The sequence below is a fragment of the Bradyrhizobium sp. HKCCYLRH1030 genome, assembly GCF_051168395.1.
Lineage (GTDB): Bacteria > Pseudomonadota > Alphaproteobacteria > Rhizobiales > Xanthobacteraceae > Bradyrhizobium.
This window is the reverse complement of the sequence record NZ_JBNPUY010000006.1, coordinates 113656-131283: the sequence shown is the minus strand read 5'-3', so window position 1 is coordinate 131283 and position 17628 is coordinate 113656. Positions and strand designations below refer to the sequence as shown.

Genomic DNA, 17628 nt, shown 5'->3' with positions numbered 1-17628 from the left:
GACGGACGCGGGGCCTCGAAACCTGAACGACTCAAGGACCGGTATCCGACCGAGCCGTCCCTTGCTCTGGGCAGGCCGCGAGCCGGTGCTGGCGAGCACCACCCGCCGCCCCCAGTTCCACAGAGGACCATCACCCTGCGGGAAGGGCGGCCTCGCGCAGCCGGATCGAGTAGTTCGACGCGTTCTGATGCCCGCGCGAGGCGGCGCGCGCAAACATGATGAGGTGATGCGCGATCAACGCCACGGCGATGAAATTCTCGATCTCGCCTCGCTTGAGCTGGCTCCAGGCAAAGCGCCAGAACGGCCGCTTGTAGTCGCCGAGCACGCCCACCTTCCAGAAGATCTTGCCCATCATGACCAGGCCGCGCCTGATGTTCGGCCAACTCTTCATCTCGTCGCTGACCGGTACCTCGATGCGGTTGGCATAGGTGGTGTCGCATTGGTGCTTGTAGCGCGCGAACAGCCGCTCCGGCTCATAGGCCACCTCCATGCAGCGCCGCCACGCCGTGACCACCTCGTCATAGGGCATCAGGAATTTCACGTTGGAGTCGCGACCGTCATCGTGGACCAGCCTGCCCTCGCGCTCGAGGCGATCCCACAGGGGCGTCTTCGGCAGCGCCTGCAGCAGATTGATCGTAAGCAGCGGGATCCGGCTCTCCTCGACGAACTGCAGCAGCGCGTCCGCGGTCTGCGGCGTGTCGGTGTCCAGCCCCATGATGATACCGGAGACGACCTCCATGCCGTAGCTGTTGATGGTCCTGATCCCCTCCAGGATCGGCACCATCATGTTGTGATCTTTCTGCATCGCCGTCAGCGCATCCGGATCGGGCGTCTCGATGCCGCAGAAGATGGTGATGAAATAGGCCTCACGCATCTTCTCCAGGATCTCGGGCCGCTTGGCGATGTTGAGCGTGGCCTCGCAGGCGAGCCGCATCACATAGCCGGTGCGCTTCTGCCATTCGATCAGATGCGGCAGCAGCTCCGTCGCGGCTTTGCGGTTGCCGATGAAGTTGTCGTCGACGAAATAGACCGAGCCGGTGACGCCGCATTCCCTGAGCTTGTCCAGCTCGGCGATGATCTGCTGCGGCGACTTGATGCGCGGGTTGCGCCCATAGAGGCCGGGGATGTCGCAGAACTCGCACTGATAGGGGCAGCCGCTGGAATACTGGATACTGCCGAGAAAGTACTTCTTCACCTCGGCGAGCTCGTAGGCCGGCACCGGGAAATCGGTCATCGCCACCCGCTCGTTGGTCCGCAGCACGACCTGCTGCGCAGGCCGTGACGGATCCCGCGCCAGCCGCGCGATCAGCTCGTCGGTCGCATCACCGAGCTCGCCGACATGCAGATAGTCGAAGCTCGGGTAGTAGTCCGGACAGGCGCTGACCGAGGGGCCGCCGAGCGCGACCGGCAGGTCGAACGCGTGCGCCCGCTGGCAGATGTCGTTCATCTGCTGACGCTGGATGTGCATGCCGCTGACGAACACCGCTTCGGCCCATGAGAAATCCTCGTCCTGCGCCGGGCGGATGTTCTCATCGATGAAGCGCACCTGCCAGGAACCTGGAAGATAGGCCGCGATCAGCAGCAGCCCCTGCGGCGGCATGAAGGCCTGGATGCCGTCGGTGAGCGGATAGGCATGCTCGAAGGTTCCGAACGACGAGGTGTAGCGCGGAAACACACAGAGAATGCGACGTACCGTTTCGATGCCCTCGAATCTCATCGACTGCCCCTCGCGACAACCCGCTAACCGGTTACCTTACGGCCGAAGATAAGGCTTCGCTACCCCTTCCGGAAAAGTTGAGTGCGATCGCGCCTTCCGCTCCTGTCGCAAGGCGCGACGTCCCCGCCGCGTGCCAGATGCTCACGCTGCCTGGCATGATCCGACGCGTCCTGACGAGGCGACCTGATCCGATGCATCGCAATACGGATGGCGGAATGCGAAGGGCGATCCAAAGTTCCAATCGGATGGATAATTGATCGGTCGAGCGCGACGACTGCTCCCGCCTGTCTCCGACCGGCGAACCAATTGCGGAGCGCGCGTGCGCGCGGCCACTGGTTTGCAATGCATTTGCAGGGGAACGCGGGGCCTCGAAATGGCGCATGCCCTCCGTAGTCGACCGGATGCCCCGGCGCCCGCCCCTGCTGCGGAGCACCAACTAATCGATTGAAACGCCAAGCAAAGTACGCTGTGGTTGCATAATACTGACGATGTCCACTTAACGCTTTCTCCATGAAGGTTTTGCATAACTATTAACAATCAAGCGCCTCCTCCGTCGTAGCAAAAACTTGCGGTATCTCACCTCATGACCTCACGCCCGACGTCAACGAAGACGGCCACGCGCCAGTCCATCGCAGTCAAGCTCTATGCAATCTTTGCATTGTTTGCGCTATTGACCGCCGCAATCACCTGGCTGTCCGACTACAACTCGCGGCGGGCCACGGAGCTCATCAAAGCCATCGAGACAGCCAATCTCGCCGCTCACAACGTTCAGCTGGTCAACGGCCTCGTCTATGCCGTCGTCATGGAGTCGCGCGGCGTCTATATGTCGACAGACCCGGCCGTCGTGAAGCAATACGGCAACGGCTTGCTCAAGTTCAACGCCGAGATCCTGAAGGTCGTCGACAAGTGGCAGGCGATCGTCCAGGCCGACGACGCCCAGCAATTCGCAACATTCAAGAAGCGGATCGAGCAATTCGTCGAATTCCGCGCCGAACTGGTCCGCCGCGCCAATGAAATCAGCCCGGCTGCGGGACGCGAGTGGGGCGACAACGATGCCAATCGCTCCGTGCGCAAGGCGCTCAACACGGATCTCGAGGCGCTGTCCAAAGTCTATGTCGAGCGCGCAGGAAAGATCGCCGAGGAAACGGCGCTGAACAACAAGCTCTCGCTCGTGCTGACAGGCCTTGGCGGCCTGATGCTGGTTCTGGTCGCAGCCGGCGTGGTGATCATCGCCCGCTCGATCGCTCGGCCGCTGTCGCAGATCACCGATACGATCCGCCAGGTCGCGACCGGCGCCGAGAACGTCGAGGTGCCGCATGCCGGACGGGCCGACGAGATCGGCGAGCTCGCCCGCGCCATCGGCGTGTTCCAGCAGGCGATGGCCCATAACCGCGACCTCAATGTCCAGGTCTCGCAGGACTCGGAAATCCGCGAAGCCCGGGCCCGCCACATCGAGACCGCGGTCGAGCAATTCCGCACCGCGATCAGCAGCGTGATGCGGACCGTCACCGAGAACGCCGCCGCGATGCGCCAAACCGCCGAGATGATCACGCGGCTGACGGCCGATGCCAACGAGCGCGCGGTCACCGCGGCCGGCGCCACGTCGCAGGCCTCGACCAACGTCTCCGCCGTCGCCAGCGCCGCCGAGGAGCTGTCGACGTCGGTCGAGGAGATCGGCCGGCAGATCCGGCAGTCGGCCGGCGCCGTCGAGCAGACCGGCCAACGCACCGAGAAGTCGGTCACGGAGATCGAGGGCCTTGCCGCCGCCACCCAGCGCATCGACGGCGTACTGACCCTGATCCAGACCATCGCCGAGCAGACCAATCTCCTCGCGCTGAATGCGACCATCGAGGCCGCCCGCGCCGGCGAGGCCGGCCGTGGCTTTGCCGTGGTCGCTCACGAGGTCAAGGCGCTGGCCGGGCAGACGGCCAAGGCGACCGAGGAGATCAGCCAGAACGTCGGCCTGATCCAGGCCTCGACCAAGACCGCGGTCGACGCCGTCCGCGAGATTGGCCAGGCGGTCCGCGGCATCAACGAGATCACCTCGAACATCTCCAATGCCATCCAGCAACAGGACCAGGCGACGCGGGAGATCTCGACCAACGCGCAGTCGACCGCCCAGGGCAACCAGACGCTGGTCATGAACATCGACTCGCTCCGCGACGCCATCAGCGAGACCTCGACAGCCGCCGCCTCCGTCCTGTCGGCGTCCGGCGACCTCAACGCGACCGCGCAGACGCTCGCCAACGAGGTCGAGAAGTTCTTCCAGAACCTCCGCTCGGGTCCGTCTGCGGAGATGCGGCTGCGCAAGGCGAGCTGACGGCGGCGAGCCATCGGTTGCGGAAATCGCCCCCACAAGACGTGATCCGTTCCGACACCGGAACCGTTTCTTGGTTTTTGGAGAGCCATCGTGCGCCAGACAGCCAAGAAACTTCCGTTCGCCTGCGACCCGGTTGCGGTCACCCAGGATGACGTCGAGGACGCCATCCGCACCATCCTGACCTGGATCGGCGAGGACCCGTCACGCGAGGGTCTCTCCGAGACCCCGGCCCGCGTCGCGCGGGCCTACAAGAGCTATTTTTCCGGCTATGAGCAGAACCCCGAGGAGTATCTGCGCAAGACGTTCGAGGAGACCGCCGGCTACGACGAGATGGTGCTGTTGCGGAACATCCCGTTCCAGAGCCATTGCGAGCACCACATGGCGCCCATCATCGGCCGCGCCTGGGTCGGCTACGTGCCGCGCAACCGCGTGGTCGGGATTTCCAAGCTCGCCCGGGTCGTCGAGGCCTATGCCAGCCGGCTGCAGATCCAGGAACGCATGACCGCCGAGATCGCCAACATCATCGACGAGGTGCTGCAGCCGCAGGGCGTGGCGGTCGTGATCAAGGCAGCCCATCACTGCATCAGCTCGCGCGGCGTCAAGAAGCACGGCGTCGATCTCACCACCAGCCGCATGCTCGGCTGCTTCCGCACCGACCCGATGAGCCGCCAGGAGTTCCTGGCGATGGTCAATTCCGATCTGAAGGATTGAGGGGCACGGAAAATCGTCCGCCCGCTGTGATCCAGCCGTCCATGAGCCACGTTATCCGGGATCAAGCATGCGTGCCGGGGACCATGACCACGCGATGAGAGCGGCTGGATTAGCGCAATGGAACGTGGCATCGTCCCGGCATCGATTTGCACGGGCCTTGGGCGCCCGTACCAAGGTGAATGTGAGCAGAGGGCCGAAGGCGACTGTGGATTGGGCTGAATTGATCGGACGCGTCGCCGCGCGCGGCGACCGCGAGGCGTTCAAGGCCCTGTTCGCGCATTTTGCGCCCCGCATCAAAGGTTTCCTCATCAAGACCGGCTGCAACGCCGACGACGCCGAGGAAATCGCCCAATCCACCATGGTGGCGGTGTGGACGAAGGCGGGGCAATTCGATCCGTCGACGGCCGGCGCGGCCGCCTGGATCTTCACGATCGCGCGCAACCAGCGGATCGACGCCGTGCGCAAGGCCGCCCGCGACAGCCGGCTGAGCAGAGAAGTGGGGCGCGACGAGGAAGCCGATCCGACGCCCGCAGCCGACCAGATCGTCTCGCGTGTCGAAGATGCCACACGGGTAGCGGCCGCGATCGAAAGATTATCGGCGGAGCAATCCACCGTGATCCGCCTGTCGTTCGTTGAGGAACGACCGCATTCGGAAATCGCGGCGGTGCTCGGCCTGCCGCTGGGTACGGTAAAGTCACGAATCAGACTGGCGATGAATCGCCTGAGAGACCTGTTGGACGACGCGACATGACGATCAGCCACCACCCGCCGGAAGACCTGCTGGCCGACTTCGCCACTGGTGCGCTCGACGAGGCCGAGCGGCTGGTCGTCGGTGTCCATGTCGCCGATTGCGGCCGATGCCAGCGCTTCGTCCGCGCCATCGAGCAGCTCGCCGGCGCCTCGCTGGACGCGGCCGAGCCGATCGCGACGGGCGCGGATGCTTTCGATGCCGTGATGGCCCGCATCGATCGACGCCCGCAGGCGGCGCCGCAGGTGAGCGAGGTCGCCGAGCACGATCCCGAGCTCGCGGACCTGCCCGAGATGGTCAAGCGCTGCAAGATCGGCAAGCGCCGGCGCGTGGCACCCGGCATCAGCATGCGCCCGATCCTGCTGCCTGGCACCGGCAAATCGCGCGCCTTCCTGCTGCGCTCGGAGCCAGGGGCGCGGATGCTGGAGCATACGCATTCCGGCAATGAGCTGACCTGCGTGCTGAAGGGCAGCTTCAGCCATCTCGGCGGCTATTACGGACCCGGCGACTTCGACTATGGCGACGACGAGGTCGACCATCGTCCGGTGGTCGGTGACGAGGGCCCCTGCCTCTGCCTCGTCGCCATGACCGGCGACCTGCGCATGCACGGCCTGCTCGGCCGCCTCATCAGCCCCTTCGTCCGGCTCTGAGCTCTGATCGCATCGTGGCGTGCCGCCGCGGAGCAATCAAGACGAGCTAGATCGGCTGGACGATTCGCCACTTCCCTCCGCGCGATACCGACAGCACGCTGGCGGTGATCCGCATCTGACTCTGACCCGTTTCCGTTCAGAGAGAGCGCATGGAGGAGAATGATGCGATCAGCAAGCGCGGATCAGAAGGGTTGCGTCGCGCATCTTGGCAGCCTGCTGGCCCGTGCCGGACGCAACGATGAGCAAGCCTTTGCCGAGCTCCATGCTGCAACGATCTTGAAGATGCGGAAGACCGTGCGCGCCTTGCTGCCGTCCGCGGCTGACCTCGACGACATCCTGCAGGATGGCTACCTGAAGATCTGGCGGCATGCCGCGAGCTTCGACCCGACGCGCGCCTCGCCCATCACCTGGATGTGCAGCATCATGCGCAACACCGCGATCGACGCGCTGCGCGCCACCGGCGTGCCGACCTCGGAGCTCGATGAGGCCCTCGCGATCCCCGATCCCGCCGACAGCGCCGCCGACGAATTCGACTACGCGCTGGCGGAACCGATCGCCCGCGAGGCGCTTGGGCGGCTGCCGGAGGAGCGCCGACGGCTGCTGGCGCTCGCCTATCTCGAGGGCGAAAGCCGGACGCGTCTGTCGGAACGGTTTGGCGTGCCGGTCGGCACCATCAAGACCTGGCTGCATCGCAGCCTGCTCACGGTGCGCAAGGACTGTCTTGGCCAGGCCCACGCGGTTACCGCGGCGGCCGCCTGATCGGCTGCATGGCGTGATGACCAAGGTCCCATGACCAGGACACGTGCCGTAAGACACCTTGTCATCGTGCTGGGCGACCAGCTCGATGCGGACTCGGCGGCCTTCGACGGTTTCGACCCGGAGCAGGACGCCGTGCTGCAGATGGAGGTCAGCGACGAGGCCAGCTACGTTCCGCAGCACAAGATGCGCATCGCGTATTTCTTCGCGGCGATGCGCCACTTCCGCGCCGATCTCGAGAGCCGCGGCCGCACCGTCCATTACGTCCGGCTCGATGATCCCGCCAACACCGGCGCACTCGACAGCGAGATCGCGCGGCATCAGGCGGCGCTGCGGCCTGCGGCGACCATCGTGCTGGAGCCCGGCGATTTTCGCGTGCGCGAGGGCTTGCGCAAGCTGCCGCAGCGGCCCGACATCCGCGCCGACCGCCACTTCCTGTGCACGGCGGAGGAGTTCGACGCCTTCACCGAGCGCCATCCGCGCCCGATCATGGAGACGTTCTACCGCGCGATGCGGCGCAAGACCGGCATCCTGATCGACGAGAGCGGCCGCCCGGTCGGCGGCAGCTGGAATTTCGACGCCGAGAACCGCAAGGGATTCGGCAAGTCGCGCCCGCCGATCCCCGTCGCCAGATCCTATGCGCCCGACGCGATCACGCGCGACGTGCTCATGCTGGTCGCGGCGCGCTTCTCCAACAGTCCCGGCAAGCTCGACCGCTTCGACCTGCCGGTGTCGCGCGTCGACGCGCTGACCGAGCTTTCCGATTTCGTCGCCTGGCGCCTCTCCTTGTTCGGCACCTATCAGGACGCGATGCTGAGCGACGAGCCGTTCCTGTATCACTCGCGGCTGTCGGGCGCGCTGAACCTGCACATGCTGAATCCGCGCGAAGTGGTCGCGGCCGCGCTTCAGAGCCGCAACGCGCCGCTGAACGCGCTCGAGGGCTTCGTCCGCCAGATCATCGGCTGGCGGGAATTCGTGCGCGGCATCTATTGGCAGCGCATGCCTCACTACGCCGATGAGAACGCGCTCGACGCCGGCCTGCCGATGCCGCGCTTCTACTGGACCGGCGAGACCGAGATGCGCTGCCTGGCGCAGGCGATCGGCCATACCATCGATCACGCCTATGCGCATCACATCGAGCGGCTGATGGTGCTCGGCCTGTTCGCGATGCTGCTCGGCGTCCGGCCCTACGATGTGCACCTCTGGCACATGTCGATGTTTCACGACGCCATCGACTGGGTGTCGCTGCCCAACACGCTCGGCATGAGCCAGCATGGCGACGGCGGCGTGGTCGGCACCAAGCCCTATGCGGCGTCGGGCCACTACATCGACCGCATGAGCGACCATTGCCGCAACTGCCGCTACGATCCGAAGCAGGCGACCGGCGACAGGGCCTGCCCGCTCACGACGCTGTATTGGAGCTTCCTTGCCAAGCACCGCCGGCGCTTCGCCAATAATGGCCGCATGCGCAACCAGTACGTCAATCTCGAGCGCCGCAGCGCGGCGGAGATCCGCGCCATCCGGAGCCACGCCGACGCGATCGCGTCGGCCCTGGTGTAACCGGCGTTCGTCCAGCCTGAACAGCGCTCACGGCTTGCTGGCCGGACGCCGATCGGTCATATCTTGGGCAGTTCCATCCGTCTCCCGCCGATCCAGCCCGGAATGCCCTGCCCATGACCGCCGCCATCGTCGCCGTCTTCACGCTCGCCTATGCCGTGGTGGCGCTGGAGCATCCGTTCCGGATCAACAAGGCAGCCACCGCTCTGGTCGGTGCCGGCCTGATGTGGACCATCTACGCCGTCATGGGCGGGACCGCGCCGGCCGTTGCGGCTGAACTCAACGAGTCCGTGGCCTCGACCGCGCAGATCATCTTCTTCCTGATCGGGGCGATGACCATCGTCGAGGTCATCGACGCGCACAACGGCTTCGAGGTCGTGACCTCGCTGATCAGCACCAGGAATCAGGTCACGCTGGTCTGGCTGGTCGGCTTCGTGACCTTCTTCCTCAGCGCCATGCTCGACAACCTCACCACCGCGATCGTGATGGTGTCGCTGATGAAGAAGCTGTCGGGGCGTGACGAAGATCGTCTCGTGTTCGCCGCCATCATCGTGATTGCCGCCAATGCCGGCGGCGCGTGGTCGGCGATCGGCGACGTCACCACCACCATGCTGTGGATCGGCGGCCAGATCACGCCGCTCGCGATCATGAAGTCGGTCTTCATCCCCTCGCTCCTGAACCTGCTGGTGCCGCTCGCGGTCGTCAGCGTCACGCTGCGCGGCAAGCAGCTCGCGCCTCCGGCGAGCGCAGGGCTCGCCTCGATCAGCCCGATCCTGCCGTTCGAGCGCAATCTGATGTTCTTCATGGGCCTTGGCATCCTGGTCGCCGTGCCGGTGTTCAAGGCGCTGACGCACCTGCCGCCGTTCATGGGCATCCTGTTCGGCCTCGGCCTGCTCTGGATGGTCGGCGAGATCATCCATCGCGAGAAGGCCTCGGAGCAGAAGCAGCGCCTGACGCTCGTACATGCGCTGACCCGCATCGACATGCCCTCGATCGTGTTCTTCATCGGCATCCTGCTGGCCGTCGCAGCGCTGGAGCACACCCACATCCTGCAGGCGCTGGCGCAATGGCTCGATCGCACCGTCGGCCGGCTCGACCTGATCGTGATCGTGCTCGGCCTCGCCAGCGCGGTCATCGACAACGTGCCGCTGGTCGCAGCATCCATGGGCATGTACAGCCTGAGCCAGTTTCCGCCCGACAGTTTCCTGTGGGAGTTCGTCGCCTACTGCGCCGGCACCGGCGGCTCGATCCTGATCATCGGCTCGGCGGCCGGCGTCGCCGCGATGGGGCTCGAGAACATCCACTTCTTCTGGTACGTCCGCCGCATCAGCGGCATCGCCCTGCTCGGCTATTTTGCCGGCGCCGCCGCCTACATCATCCAATACAATCTGCTTCACTGAGCGGGACCGACGCATGGAATGGTCGTGGCACAGTCTTGCAGCCGTCGCGACCGCCATGCTCATCGGTATCGGAGCTGGCCACGCCGACGACGCGACGATCCGCAGCGGCTACGCGCTCGGCCCGGCCAGTTGCGGCGACGGCGCCCTCACCTTTCCGCGCCTCCAGATCGACATGAAGCCCGGCTTCTGCGCCGGCCTCGTCGCCAGTCGCGACGACGGCCTGCGATTTCCCCGCAGCATCGTGCAGATTCCCGGCCATCAACTGTTCGTGGTCGCGGACATGGGCGGCTGGGGCCATGACGACGGCCGCCTCCTCATCCTCGATCCCGTAGCGCCCGCGGGCCAGCGCATCCGCGAGGCGGTCACGCGACTGTCCTATCCATTCGGCCTCGCCGCGGGCCTCGACAGCAGGATCTACGCCTCGACCGACACCGCGATCTTCCGCTTCGATCCGCTCGCCGCGAACCCGAGAGCGACCATCGAGACCATCATCCGCGATCTGCCTGGGCGCCGCCTGACCTTGCCGGACGGCACCCGGATCGCGGAGAGTGCGCATCCGCTGAAGGCCTTCGCTTTCGACCGCAACGGGCGGCTGTTCGTCAACATCGGCTCGCACAGCGACAATTGCCTGTCGCCGGCGCCGATCACGCGACCCTGCGCGGCGGGCGACGGCACCTCGCCGCTGGCTTCCATCTGGTTGTTCACGCCGCCCGCCGGCGGCCTCTTTCCAGCGCTGAAACCCGGCGATTCCGCTCCGCCTCATGAGGTGTTCGCGCGCGGCTTGCGCAACTCGATGGCGCTGGCGCTGCATCCGCGCTTTCCCGATCCCGGCACCGCGTTCCTGCAGGGCGAGAACGCGCGCGACCTGCAGGACATCTTCGCGCCCAACGAGGAGATCAACGCGATCGAGCAAGGCCGCCACTATGGCTGGCCCTATTGCTACGACCTGACGACGCCGAGCCCGGAATTCAAGCGTGTGCTGCAGTCCGGCGCGCTCAAGAACCTCTGCAACACCACCACGCTCTACAAGCAGCCCTGGTCGCTGCTGCCGCCGCATGGCGCGCCGCTCGGCATGCTCTACTACACCGGCGATCGCTTCGACGACCTGAAGGGCAAGCTGCTGGTCGGCCTGCATGGCTATCGGCCGACCGGCAGCCGGCTACTCGCCTTCGAGGTCGACGACCACGGCTTGCCCAAGCTGAGCCCGGCGCCGGTGCGCTACCATGTGAGCTGCGCCGCCGAGCCAACCCGCGCTTTCCAGACCGCAGCCGGTCCCGCGCCGGCCGCGGCGTTCGACGAGATCATCACGGGGTGGCATCGCGTCAACGGCATCCGGCCGCAGGGCGCGCCGGTCGGCATGACCATCGCCGACGACGGCGCGATCTGGCTGGTCGAGGACAAGAACCAGACCGTGATCCGCATCGACCGCTCTGGCGAGGCTGCCCCCGAACCCCTGCCCTGCGACATCAGGAGCGAGGCGCTGATCGACCGGCTTGCGGCTTTCGTGATGCAGGACGCGGCGAGTCGCGCGCGGCTCACGACCGTGCGCAGGAGCCTGATCGAAAAACATTGCAGCGGCTGCCATTCGGATTTCGGCCTCAAGGCCGGGCAATCCGATGACGACAAGGACCGCGCCGTGCTGCGCTTCATGCTGGCGCAAGACGGCTGGATCTATCCGGGCGATCCCGAAGCCGGCCGGCTGCGTCAACGATTGCGCGGATTGGGTGCCGAGCGGCAGATGCCGCCGGGCGCCAACCTCATCAAGACGGAACCAGGCTACGCCAGGGTGCTTGATGTGGCGGACGATCTGGTCGCGCGCATGATTCCAGGAACCAGGATGCGGGTGAAACCGGGCGGCCCTCCGCATCGCAAGTTCTTCGCCGGCGACGGCCGCGAATGCGGCGAGATCCCGTTCGGCAAGGTCGTCGTGATGACCGAGAGGTCTGCCGTCAATAAGCCCGGCTTCAGCCGTTTCTTCCGGCCCGCCGATACCTACCTCAACGGCACCTGTACGGACGACAATGGCTATTACATCCAACAGCAGTTTCTGGTGCCGCTCTGACCGGCTTGCAATGGCCCGTAGGGTGGGCAAAGCGACCGCCGCAGGCGGCGCGTGCCCACCGGCCGCGCGCACCGGTGCTGCGGCTGGTGGGCACGGCGCGAACGAGCGTGCGTTCGGGCGCAAGCGGCGTCGTCCTGCGCCTTTGTCCACCCTACGCATCTCGGGTTTGGCGACTGTTCTCATGCTCTTGCTTGCGAGCGCGCCCACCCTCGCCGCACCAAAACTGTTCGAGAGCACCCAGCTCACTCCATCCGGCGAATACACCTTCGGCATCGAGGGGCCCGCCGTCGACCGCGACGGCAATCTGTTCGTCGTCAATCTCGGCAAGGCCGGCACGATCGGCAAGCTCGCGCCGGAGGCGACGGCCTCCGAAAAATTCACCGAGCTGCCCGACAACAGCATTGGCAACGCCATCCGCATCGACGCCACAGGCACGATGTTCGTCGCCGACTACAAGCGCCACAACATCTTCGCCATCGCCCCCGGTACGACCGAGCCCCGCCTCGTCTTCCATGCCGATGACATGAGCCAGCCCAACGACATCACGCTGGCGCGCGACGGCACGATCTATGCGAGCGATCCCAACTGGAAGGCGCGCAGCGGCCGCATCTGGCGGATCGCGAAAGGACCCGACGGATCCCTGCAAGGCGCAGCCATGTCGGCGCCGCGTGCCATGGGCACCGCCAACGGCATCGATCTCAGCCCCGACGGCCGCACGCTCTATGTCGGCGAATCCAACAGCGGCGAGATCTGGTCCTATGCGATCGACGGCGACGCGCTGACACGGCCAAAGCTGATCAAGACCTTCGAGCCGAACACGATCGACGGACTGCGCACCGACGCCAGCGGCCGGCTGCTGGTCGCGCACATCCTCAAGAGCAGCATCGCCATGCTGGCGCCGGATGGGCGCATGATCCGGGAGATCGCGCTGAAAGCCAGGGAGCCGACCAACCTCGCCTTCGGCGGCAGCGACGGCAAGACCGTGTATGTGACCCAGCGCCAGGGCGGCTTCATCGAGTCGTTTCGGACTGATGTCGAGGGGCGAGAGCATTGTTTGCAGATGCGGAAGTGCTGAGCTTCTCTGCTGGTGCCGGATTCAGCATGGCGCTCGCTGTCTGAACGGCAACTAATAGATCGCGCATATCCGCCATGCCCGAATTACCCGTCGTGCCAGTTTGTCGCACGCTTGCCCACTTGTGTCGTCGGGCAAATCAGACCGATGTTTCCGGCCATCCCGGGCTCGTGAGAGGGGCGTATCGCGATCGTCACGAACGTGGAGCCTGGGGAGCGGTGGGCGTGTGGTGCTGCAGCGTGATCAGTCGCGCGGACGAACGGCATGATGCGCACGGTGAAGTCGTGATGTCCCGACACCCCGATGCTGGTGTCAACCTGGCGCAATACGATCGCGCTGGGGATGGTGGCCAGAAAGCCCGGCGCACCAGGGAGACCACGTATAAGCCGTAAAGCCATCGCGCAGGGAATGCCGGGTTGATCCGGCTGGACCTGTGGTTCCTGCCGCCTGCATTCTTTTCGCAGGCGGGCCATGGGTGAGGCCATCACCCGGCATTCCCTGCGCCCTCTTGTTCTCAGAGGGTTCGAGCTATCCTTCATGACTCGGACAGATCGTGTCGCGAGAACGCCGCCCCGTACCCCGTGTCATGTCCGCGCAGGCGGGCATCCGGTACGCCGCGGCGTCTCGATTCATCACCCCTTCCGGCGAGTACTGGATCGTGAGGCCGGCACCGTTCATCTCACCCGCAAATCAAGGCCCCCGCGTGCGCGAGAGCCTCGATAGCAATGGCGATCGCTTATCGCCCGTACACCACCGGCGCGCGGCGGACGATGAGCGGCGGCGGCAGGTCGCGCTCCCAGACACGGCCGTCGTCGAACTGGATGCGCATGCCGTCGGGCGAATACACTGCGCTTTCGTCACGTGCGTCGATCCAAAGCCGGCTATTGGGAGCATTCCAGTCCGGCCAGGCCTGGAGGGACTCGCCGGTTTCGGTGGTCAGGTTCACGGCATCGCCGTTCTGCGTCACGAAGGCCGGCGCGCCGATCATGCCGTCGCGGCACATCTGGATGCAGCGGTAGGTGCCGGTGAGGTTCGCACTCGGCTGGGCCGAGGCGCTGCCGGCGACGCAGGCGCCGACCAGGCCAATGACGATTGCAACACGTTTCATGTCGATCACTCCATCGCTCGAAAGGGTCAGCCAGCCCCCATTCGGGCCCCTCGGGCGGATCAAGTGCGATGCGGGAAAAATGTTCCGACCGTTCCCGGTCAGGGAACCCTACTCGACCATCACGACGTCGACGGCGACGCCGAGCTTCTGCTTGCGCGAGCCGACGATGATGCCGTCGACCGGCGAGACGTCGGAGAAGTCGCGGCCCATGCCGAGGATGATGTGATCATTGCCGACCAGGAGATCGTTGGTCGGATCGAAGCCGATCCAGCCGAGGTCGTCGCCGCACCACAGCGACACCCAGGCATGGGTGGCGTCGGCGCCCTGCAGCCGCGGCTGTCCCTCCGGTGGGATGGTGCGCAGATAACCGCTGACATAGGCCGCGGGCAGACCGAGCCCGCGCAGGCCGGCAATCATGACGTGAGCAAAGTCCTGGCAGACGCCGTGGCGATTGTCGAACACCTCGCGCAGCGGGGTCGAGATCACGGTCGCCTTCGGATCGTATCTGAACTCCTTGCGGATGCGCCGCATGAGGTCGGCCGCGCCGGCAACGATGCCGGTGCCGGCGCGAAAGCTTGCCGCGGCATAGTCCGTCACCGGCTCCAGCACCGGCACCAGCGCGCTGGCGAAGACGTAGCCGATCGGCGACGACGGGCCGAGGCTCGTCGCCTCGAACGCTGCATCGCGCACCTGCTCCCACTCCGCACTCGGCGCATCGCGCTCGGGCGGCGTGCGCGACAGCTTCACCCGCGAGCGCGAGTCGATGCGCAGGTGGCGGTGCTGGGTGTCGATCACGACGTTCTCGGTCAACGTTCCGAAGAAATCGCGCCGCGCCGTCCGCTCCGAGGGCCGCGGCCGGATGTCGACGCTATGCGAGATCAGCTCCTGGCCGTCACCGCTGAGCGGCTCCAGCCGCAGCGAGCAGCGCGCAAAGCTGACGGCGCTCTCATACTCATAGGTCGTGACGTGCCGGATGTCGTAGATCACGCGAGGCCCGTCAGCTTTTCCGGCCGCGTCGCATTCGGACCGTGCGGGAAGTAGTGCTGACCGATCGCCTCCGCCAGATTGAGCAGGTCCTGCTCCAGTGCAAACAGCGTGCGCCCATCGAGATGGGCCGCCTCCGCCGCGGTCAGCCGCGCGCCCAGCGAGATCGCGAGGCGCTGCGGCCGCTCGATCAGCCCGTTCTCCTTCAGGACCGGCAGGCTCGCGATGTGCTCGTTCAGCAGTTCGACCTGGAACGCGACCGAGCGCGGATTGTAGAGGTCGAGCACGACGAGATCGCGGATCGGCGCCAGCGCCGGGCCGATCAGATAGCGCGAGCGATAGGTGATCTGACAATCGACCAGGGTGAGCAGGACGTCGAGATCCTCGGGCGTCGCCTCGTCATAGCCGAACTGCCGCGCGAACCGCGCGGTGTTGATGGCGCGTTCGGCGCGGCGCCCCATGTCGAGGAAACGCCAGCCGGCGGCGCGGTTCATGTTCTCCTGAGCAAGGCCGGCGAAGCTCGCGAGCCGGTCGAGCGTGAGCTCGGCGATGCTGACGACGGCGTCCTCATCCTCCGCCTCCTGCGCCAGCCGATTCGGCATCTCGGTGATGACCTGCCAGGCGTCGGGCGAGAGGCGCTCGCGCAGCGAGGTCGCGGTGCGCTGCGCCGATCGGAGCAGCGACAGCGCCGAGCCGAACTGCGGCTCGGCCTGCAGGGCTTCGGCAGCAACCTGGAATCCCTTGCTGCGCGAGGTCTGCTCGACCGCGCCCCACGCCAGCAACAGCCGCTGGATGCGCTCGGAGGTGTTGAGCTGCGCCGGCGATCCCTTGCCCGGATCACGATGCTGGGCTGCGAGCGCCCGGATCAGCCGCACGGTGGCCTCGGCGCGCTCCAGATAGCGTCCGAGCCAGAACAGATTGTCGGCGGCGCGGCTCGGCAGCACGCCGGCGATGCGGCGTATCCGCACATTGTCGGAGCCCGGCAGCAAGGTGCGCGCCGCCACCGCTTTGTCGGCGACCACCCAGACGTCGGCGGCGCGCGCGCCGTCGCCCATCGACACCGCGCGCGCATCGAGCTTGTCGGCGATGCGACAGAAGCCGCCGGGCATGACGGTCCAGCCGTCGGGCGTGGCGGCAGCGAACACCCGCAGCACGAACGGCCGCGGCGCGATCCGACCGTCCTCCCACACCGGCGTGGTCGACAGCCGCACCACCTCCTGGCCGACATAATCGATGCCGCGCTGGCTGATCGCGGCGCGCAGCCGCTCGCGCTCGGCGGCCGAGAGCTCACCAGCGAGCACCGGACCGCTGCTCGCGAAGCCCGGCACGGCGCGGCCATAGGCGCCTTCGATCGCGAACTCCTCGAGCCGCGACAGCACCTCGTCGCGCGCGGACTTCTGGCCGCACCACCAGGTCGCGATGTGCGGGATCTTGAGATCCTCACCGAGCACGCGCCGCGCGAGGCTCGGCAGGAAGCCAAGCAGCGCGCGCGCCTCCAGCACGCCGGAGCCCGGCATGTTGGCGATCACCACGCCGCCCTTGCGCACGACGTCCATCAGGCCGGCGACGCCGAGTCGCGAGCCGGCATCGAGTTCGAGCGGATCGAGCGAGTTGGAATCGAGCCGCCGCAGCAGCACGTCGACGCGCTTCAGGCCGGCGACGGTGCGGATGTGCACGCGGTCGCCGCTGACAGCGAGATCGTCGCCCTCGACCAGCAGAAAGCCGAGATAGCGCGCCAGCGTCGCGTGCTCGAAATAGGTCTCGCTGAACATGCCCGGCGTGAGCACGCCGATGCGCGGCTCGTCACGATCGGCGCTGGCGCGCAGAGCATCGCGGAAAGCTTCGAAGAACGGCGCGAGCCGCTCCACGTTCATGGACTTGTAGATCGAGGAGAAGGCGCGCGACAGCACGAGCCGATTTTCCAGCGCATAGCCCATGCCGGACGGCGCCTGGGTGCGGTCGTTGAGCACCCACCAGCCGCCGTCGGGCCCGCGGCCGATATCGGCGGCGTAGATGCCGAGGAAGCGGCCGCCGGGCGGTTTGACGCCGCAGACCGGGCGCAGATATTCGCTGGACCCGGCGACGGCGGCTGCCGGCAGCGCGCCGCTCGCCACCAGCCGTCCCTCGCCGTAGATGTCCTGCAGCACCCGTTCGAACAGCTCGGCGCGCTGGACGATGCCCTGGGACAGTTGAGCCCATTCGGACTCGTCGATCAGCAGCGGCAGATGGCTCAGCGGCCACGATCGCTCGGCGTTGTCGCCCGGCGAGCGATAGGTGACGCCGGCTTCGCGCAGATGGCGATCGGCGGAGGCGAAGCGGCGCTCGATGTCGCTCGGCGCGAGTGCGGCGAAGGTCTCGGCAAAGCGGGTCCAGACCGGTCGCGGACGGCCGTCGGCCCCGATGAACTCATCGGGGATGCCGGGGAGCCGGGTGTAGTCGCGGGCCCAATGCTCGGCCCGGCGCAGCGGAGAACGTGCCGCCGGCCGACCGGCGGCGGGGCTCGCTCCCTGGTCCTGGCCGCTCGAGCCGTCCATACCCTGGTC

Annotated in this window: 13 protein-coding genes; 9 read left to right on the top strand and 4 right to left on the bottom strand. The window is 66.5% G+C overall.

Annotated elements, in window-relative coordinates; translation table 11 throughout:
• Positions 1 to 130: 130 nt before the first annotated feature.
• The gene (locus ACQR1E_RS19015) at positions 131 to 1717 is read right to left on the bottom strand and encodes a B12-binding domain-containing radical SAM protein (protein ID WP_315714897.1); all 1587 of its coding nucleotides are present in this window, start codon (positions 1715 to 1717) and stop codon (positions 131 to 133) included.
• A 583-nt stretch (positions 1718 to 2300) separates the two neighbouring features.
• On the opposite strand from ACQR1E_RS19015, the gene ACQR1E_RS19010 reads away from it, so the two are divergent.
• From ACQR1E_RS19010 to ACQR1E_RS18970, 9 genes are all read left to right on the top strand, one after another.
• Complete coding sequence (locus ACQR1E_RS19010; RefSeq protein ID WP_315749234.1) at positions 2301 to 4037, top strand: methyl-accepting chemotaxis protein; 1737 nt, start codon at positions 2301 to 2303, stop codon at positions 4035 to 4037.
• A gap of 90 nt (positions 4038 to 4127) precedes the next feature.
• Entirely contained in the window at positions 4128 to 4748 is a 621-nt protein-coding gene (folE, locus tag ACQR1E_RS19005) for a GTP cyclohydrolase I FolE (protein WP_315714899.1), read from the top strand.
• Positions 4749 to 4953: 205 nt separating this feature from the next.
• Positions 4954 to 5499, top strand: coding sequence for a sigma-70 family RNA polymerase sigma factor (locus ACQR1E_RS19000; protein ID WP_315714900.1), 546 nt, complete (start codon positions 4954 to 4956; stop codon positions 5497 to 5499).
• A complete protein-coding gene (locus tag ACQR1E_RS18995) occupies positions 5496 to 6146 on the top strand; it encodes a ChrR family anti-sigma-E factor (RefSeq protein WP_315749232.1) in 651 nt (216 codons plus the stop codon). The genes ACQR1E_RS19000 and ACQR1E_RS18995 overlap by 4 nt, the downstream gene beginning before the upstream one ends.
• 162 nt (positions 6147 to 6308) lie before the next feature.
• The gene (locus ACQR1E_RS18990; protein WP_315749230.1) at positions 6309 to 6905 is read left to right on the top strand and encodes an RNA polymerase sigma factor; all 597 of its coding nucleotides are present in this window, start codon (positions 6309 to 6311) and stop codon (positions 6903 to 6905) included.
• Between the two features lie 30 nt (positions 6906 to 6935).
• A complete protein-coding gene (locus ACQR1E_RS18985; protein WP_434862778.1) occupies positions 6936 to 8462 on the top strand; it encodes a cryptochrome/photolyase family protein in 1527 nt (508 codons plus the stop codon).
• Between the two features lie 113 nt (positions 8463 to 8575).
• Entirely contained in the window at positions 8576 to 9859 is a 1284-nt protein-coding gene (nhaD, locus tag ACQR1E_RS18980) for a sodium:proton antiporter NhaD (RefSeq protein ID WP_315749228.1), read from the top strand.
• A 13-nt stretch (positions 9860 to 9872) separates the two neighbouring features.
• On the top strand, positions 9873 to 11921 hold the full coding sequence (locus ACQR1E_RS18975) for a PQQ-dependent sugar dehydrogenase (RefSeq protein WP_316202248.1): 2049 nt from the start codon (positions 9873 to 9875) through the stop codon (positions 11919 to 11921).
• A gap of 181 nt (positions 11922 to 12102) precedes the next feature.
• Positions 12103 to 12996 (top strand): SMP-30/gluconolactonase/LRE family protein, encoded by an 894-nt coding sequence (locus ACQR1E_RS18970; RefSeq protein ID WP_434843538.1) that lies wholly within the window; start codon positions 12103 to 12105, stop codon positions 12994 to 12996.
• A 733-nt stretch (positions 12997 to 13729) separates the two neighbouring features.
• Here the strand turns inward: ACQR1E_RS18970 and ACQR1E_RS18965 are convergent.
• The 3 genes from ACQR1E_RS18965 to ACQR1E_RS18955 all read right to left on the bottom strand — a co-directional run bounded on the left by ACQR1E_RS18965 (position 13730) and on the right by ACQR1E_RS18955 (position 17619).
• The gene (locus ACQR1E_RS18965) at positions 13730 to 14110 is read right to left on the bottom strand and encodes a hypothetical protein (RefSeq protein WP_315714907.1); all 381 of its coding nucleotides are present in this window, start codon (positions 14108 to 14110) and stop codon (positions 13730 to 13732) included.
• 99 nt (positions 14111 to 14209) lie between these two features.
• Complete coding sequence (locus ACQR1E_RS18960) at positions 14210 to 15088, bottom strand: transglutaminase family protein (RefSeq protein WP_434897424.1); 879 nt, start codon at positions 15086 to 15088, stop codon at positions 14210 to 14212.
• Positions 15085 to 17619: a circularly permuted type 2 ATP-grasp protein gene (locus ACQR1E_RS18955; protein WP_434897423.1), complete on the bottom strand. Its 2535-nt coding sequence runs from the start codon at positions 17617 to 17619 to the stop codon at positions 15085 to 15087. Before ACQR1E_RS18955 ends, ACQR1E_RS18960 begins: the two co-directional genes overlap by 4 nt.
• Positions 17620 to 17628 lie beyond the last annotated feature (9 nt).

Excerpts from the sequence above, each read along its gene's own strand:
- ACQR1E_RS18975 (WP_316202248.1), top strand. The coding sequence starts at position 9,873 with ATGGAATGGTCGTGGCACAGTCTTGCAGCCGTCGCGACCGCCATGCTC.
- nhaD (WP_315749228.1), top strand. The coding sequence starts at position 8,576 with ATGACCGCCGCCATCGTCGCCGTCTTCACGCTCGCCTATGCCGTGGTG.
- ACQR1E_RS19015 (WP_315714897.1), bottom strand. The coding sequence starts at position 1,717 with ATGAGATTCGAGGGCATCGAAACGGTACGTCGCATTCTCTGTGTGTTT.
- ACQR1E_RS18990 (WP_315749230.1), top strand. The coding sequence starts at position 6,309 with ATGCGATCAGCAAGCGCGGATCAGAAGGGTTGCGTCGCGCATCTTGGC.
- ACQR1E_RS18985 (WP_434862778.1), top strand. The coding sequence starts at position 6,936 with ATGACCAGGACACGTGCCGTAAGACACCTTGTCATCGTGCTGGGCGAC.
- ACQR1E_RS18995 (WP_315749232.1), top strand. The coding sequence starts at position 5,496 with ATGACGATCAGCCACCACCCGCCGGAAGACCTGCTGGCCGACTTCGCC.
- ACQR1E_RS19010 (WP_315749234.1), top strand. The coding sequence starts at position 2,301 with ATGACCTCACGCCCGACGTCAACGAAGACGGCCACGCGCCAGTCCATC.
- ACQR1E_RS18970 (WP_434843538.1), top strand. The coding sequence starts at position 12,103 with ATGCTCTTGCTTGCGAGCGCGCCCACCCTCGCCGCACCAAAACTGTTC.
- ACQR1E_RS18955 (WP_434897423.1), bottom strand. The coding sequence starts at position 17,619 with ATGGACGGCTCGAGCGGCCAGGACCAGGGAGCGAGCCCCGCCGCCGGT.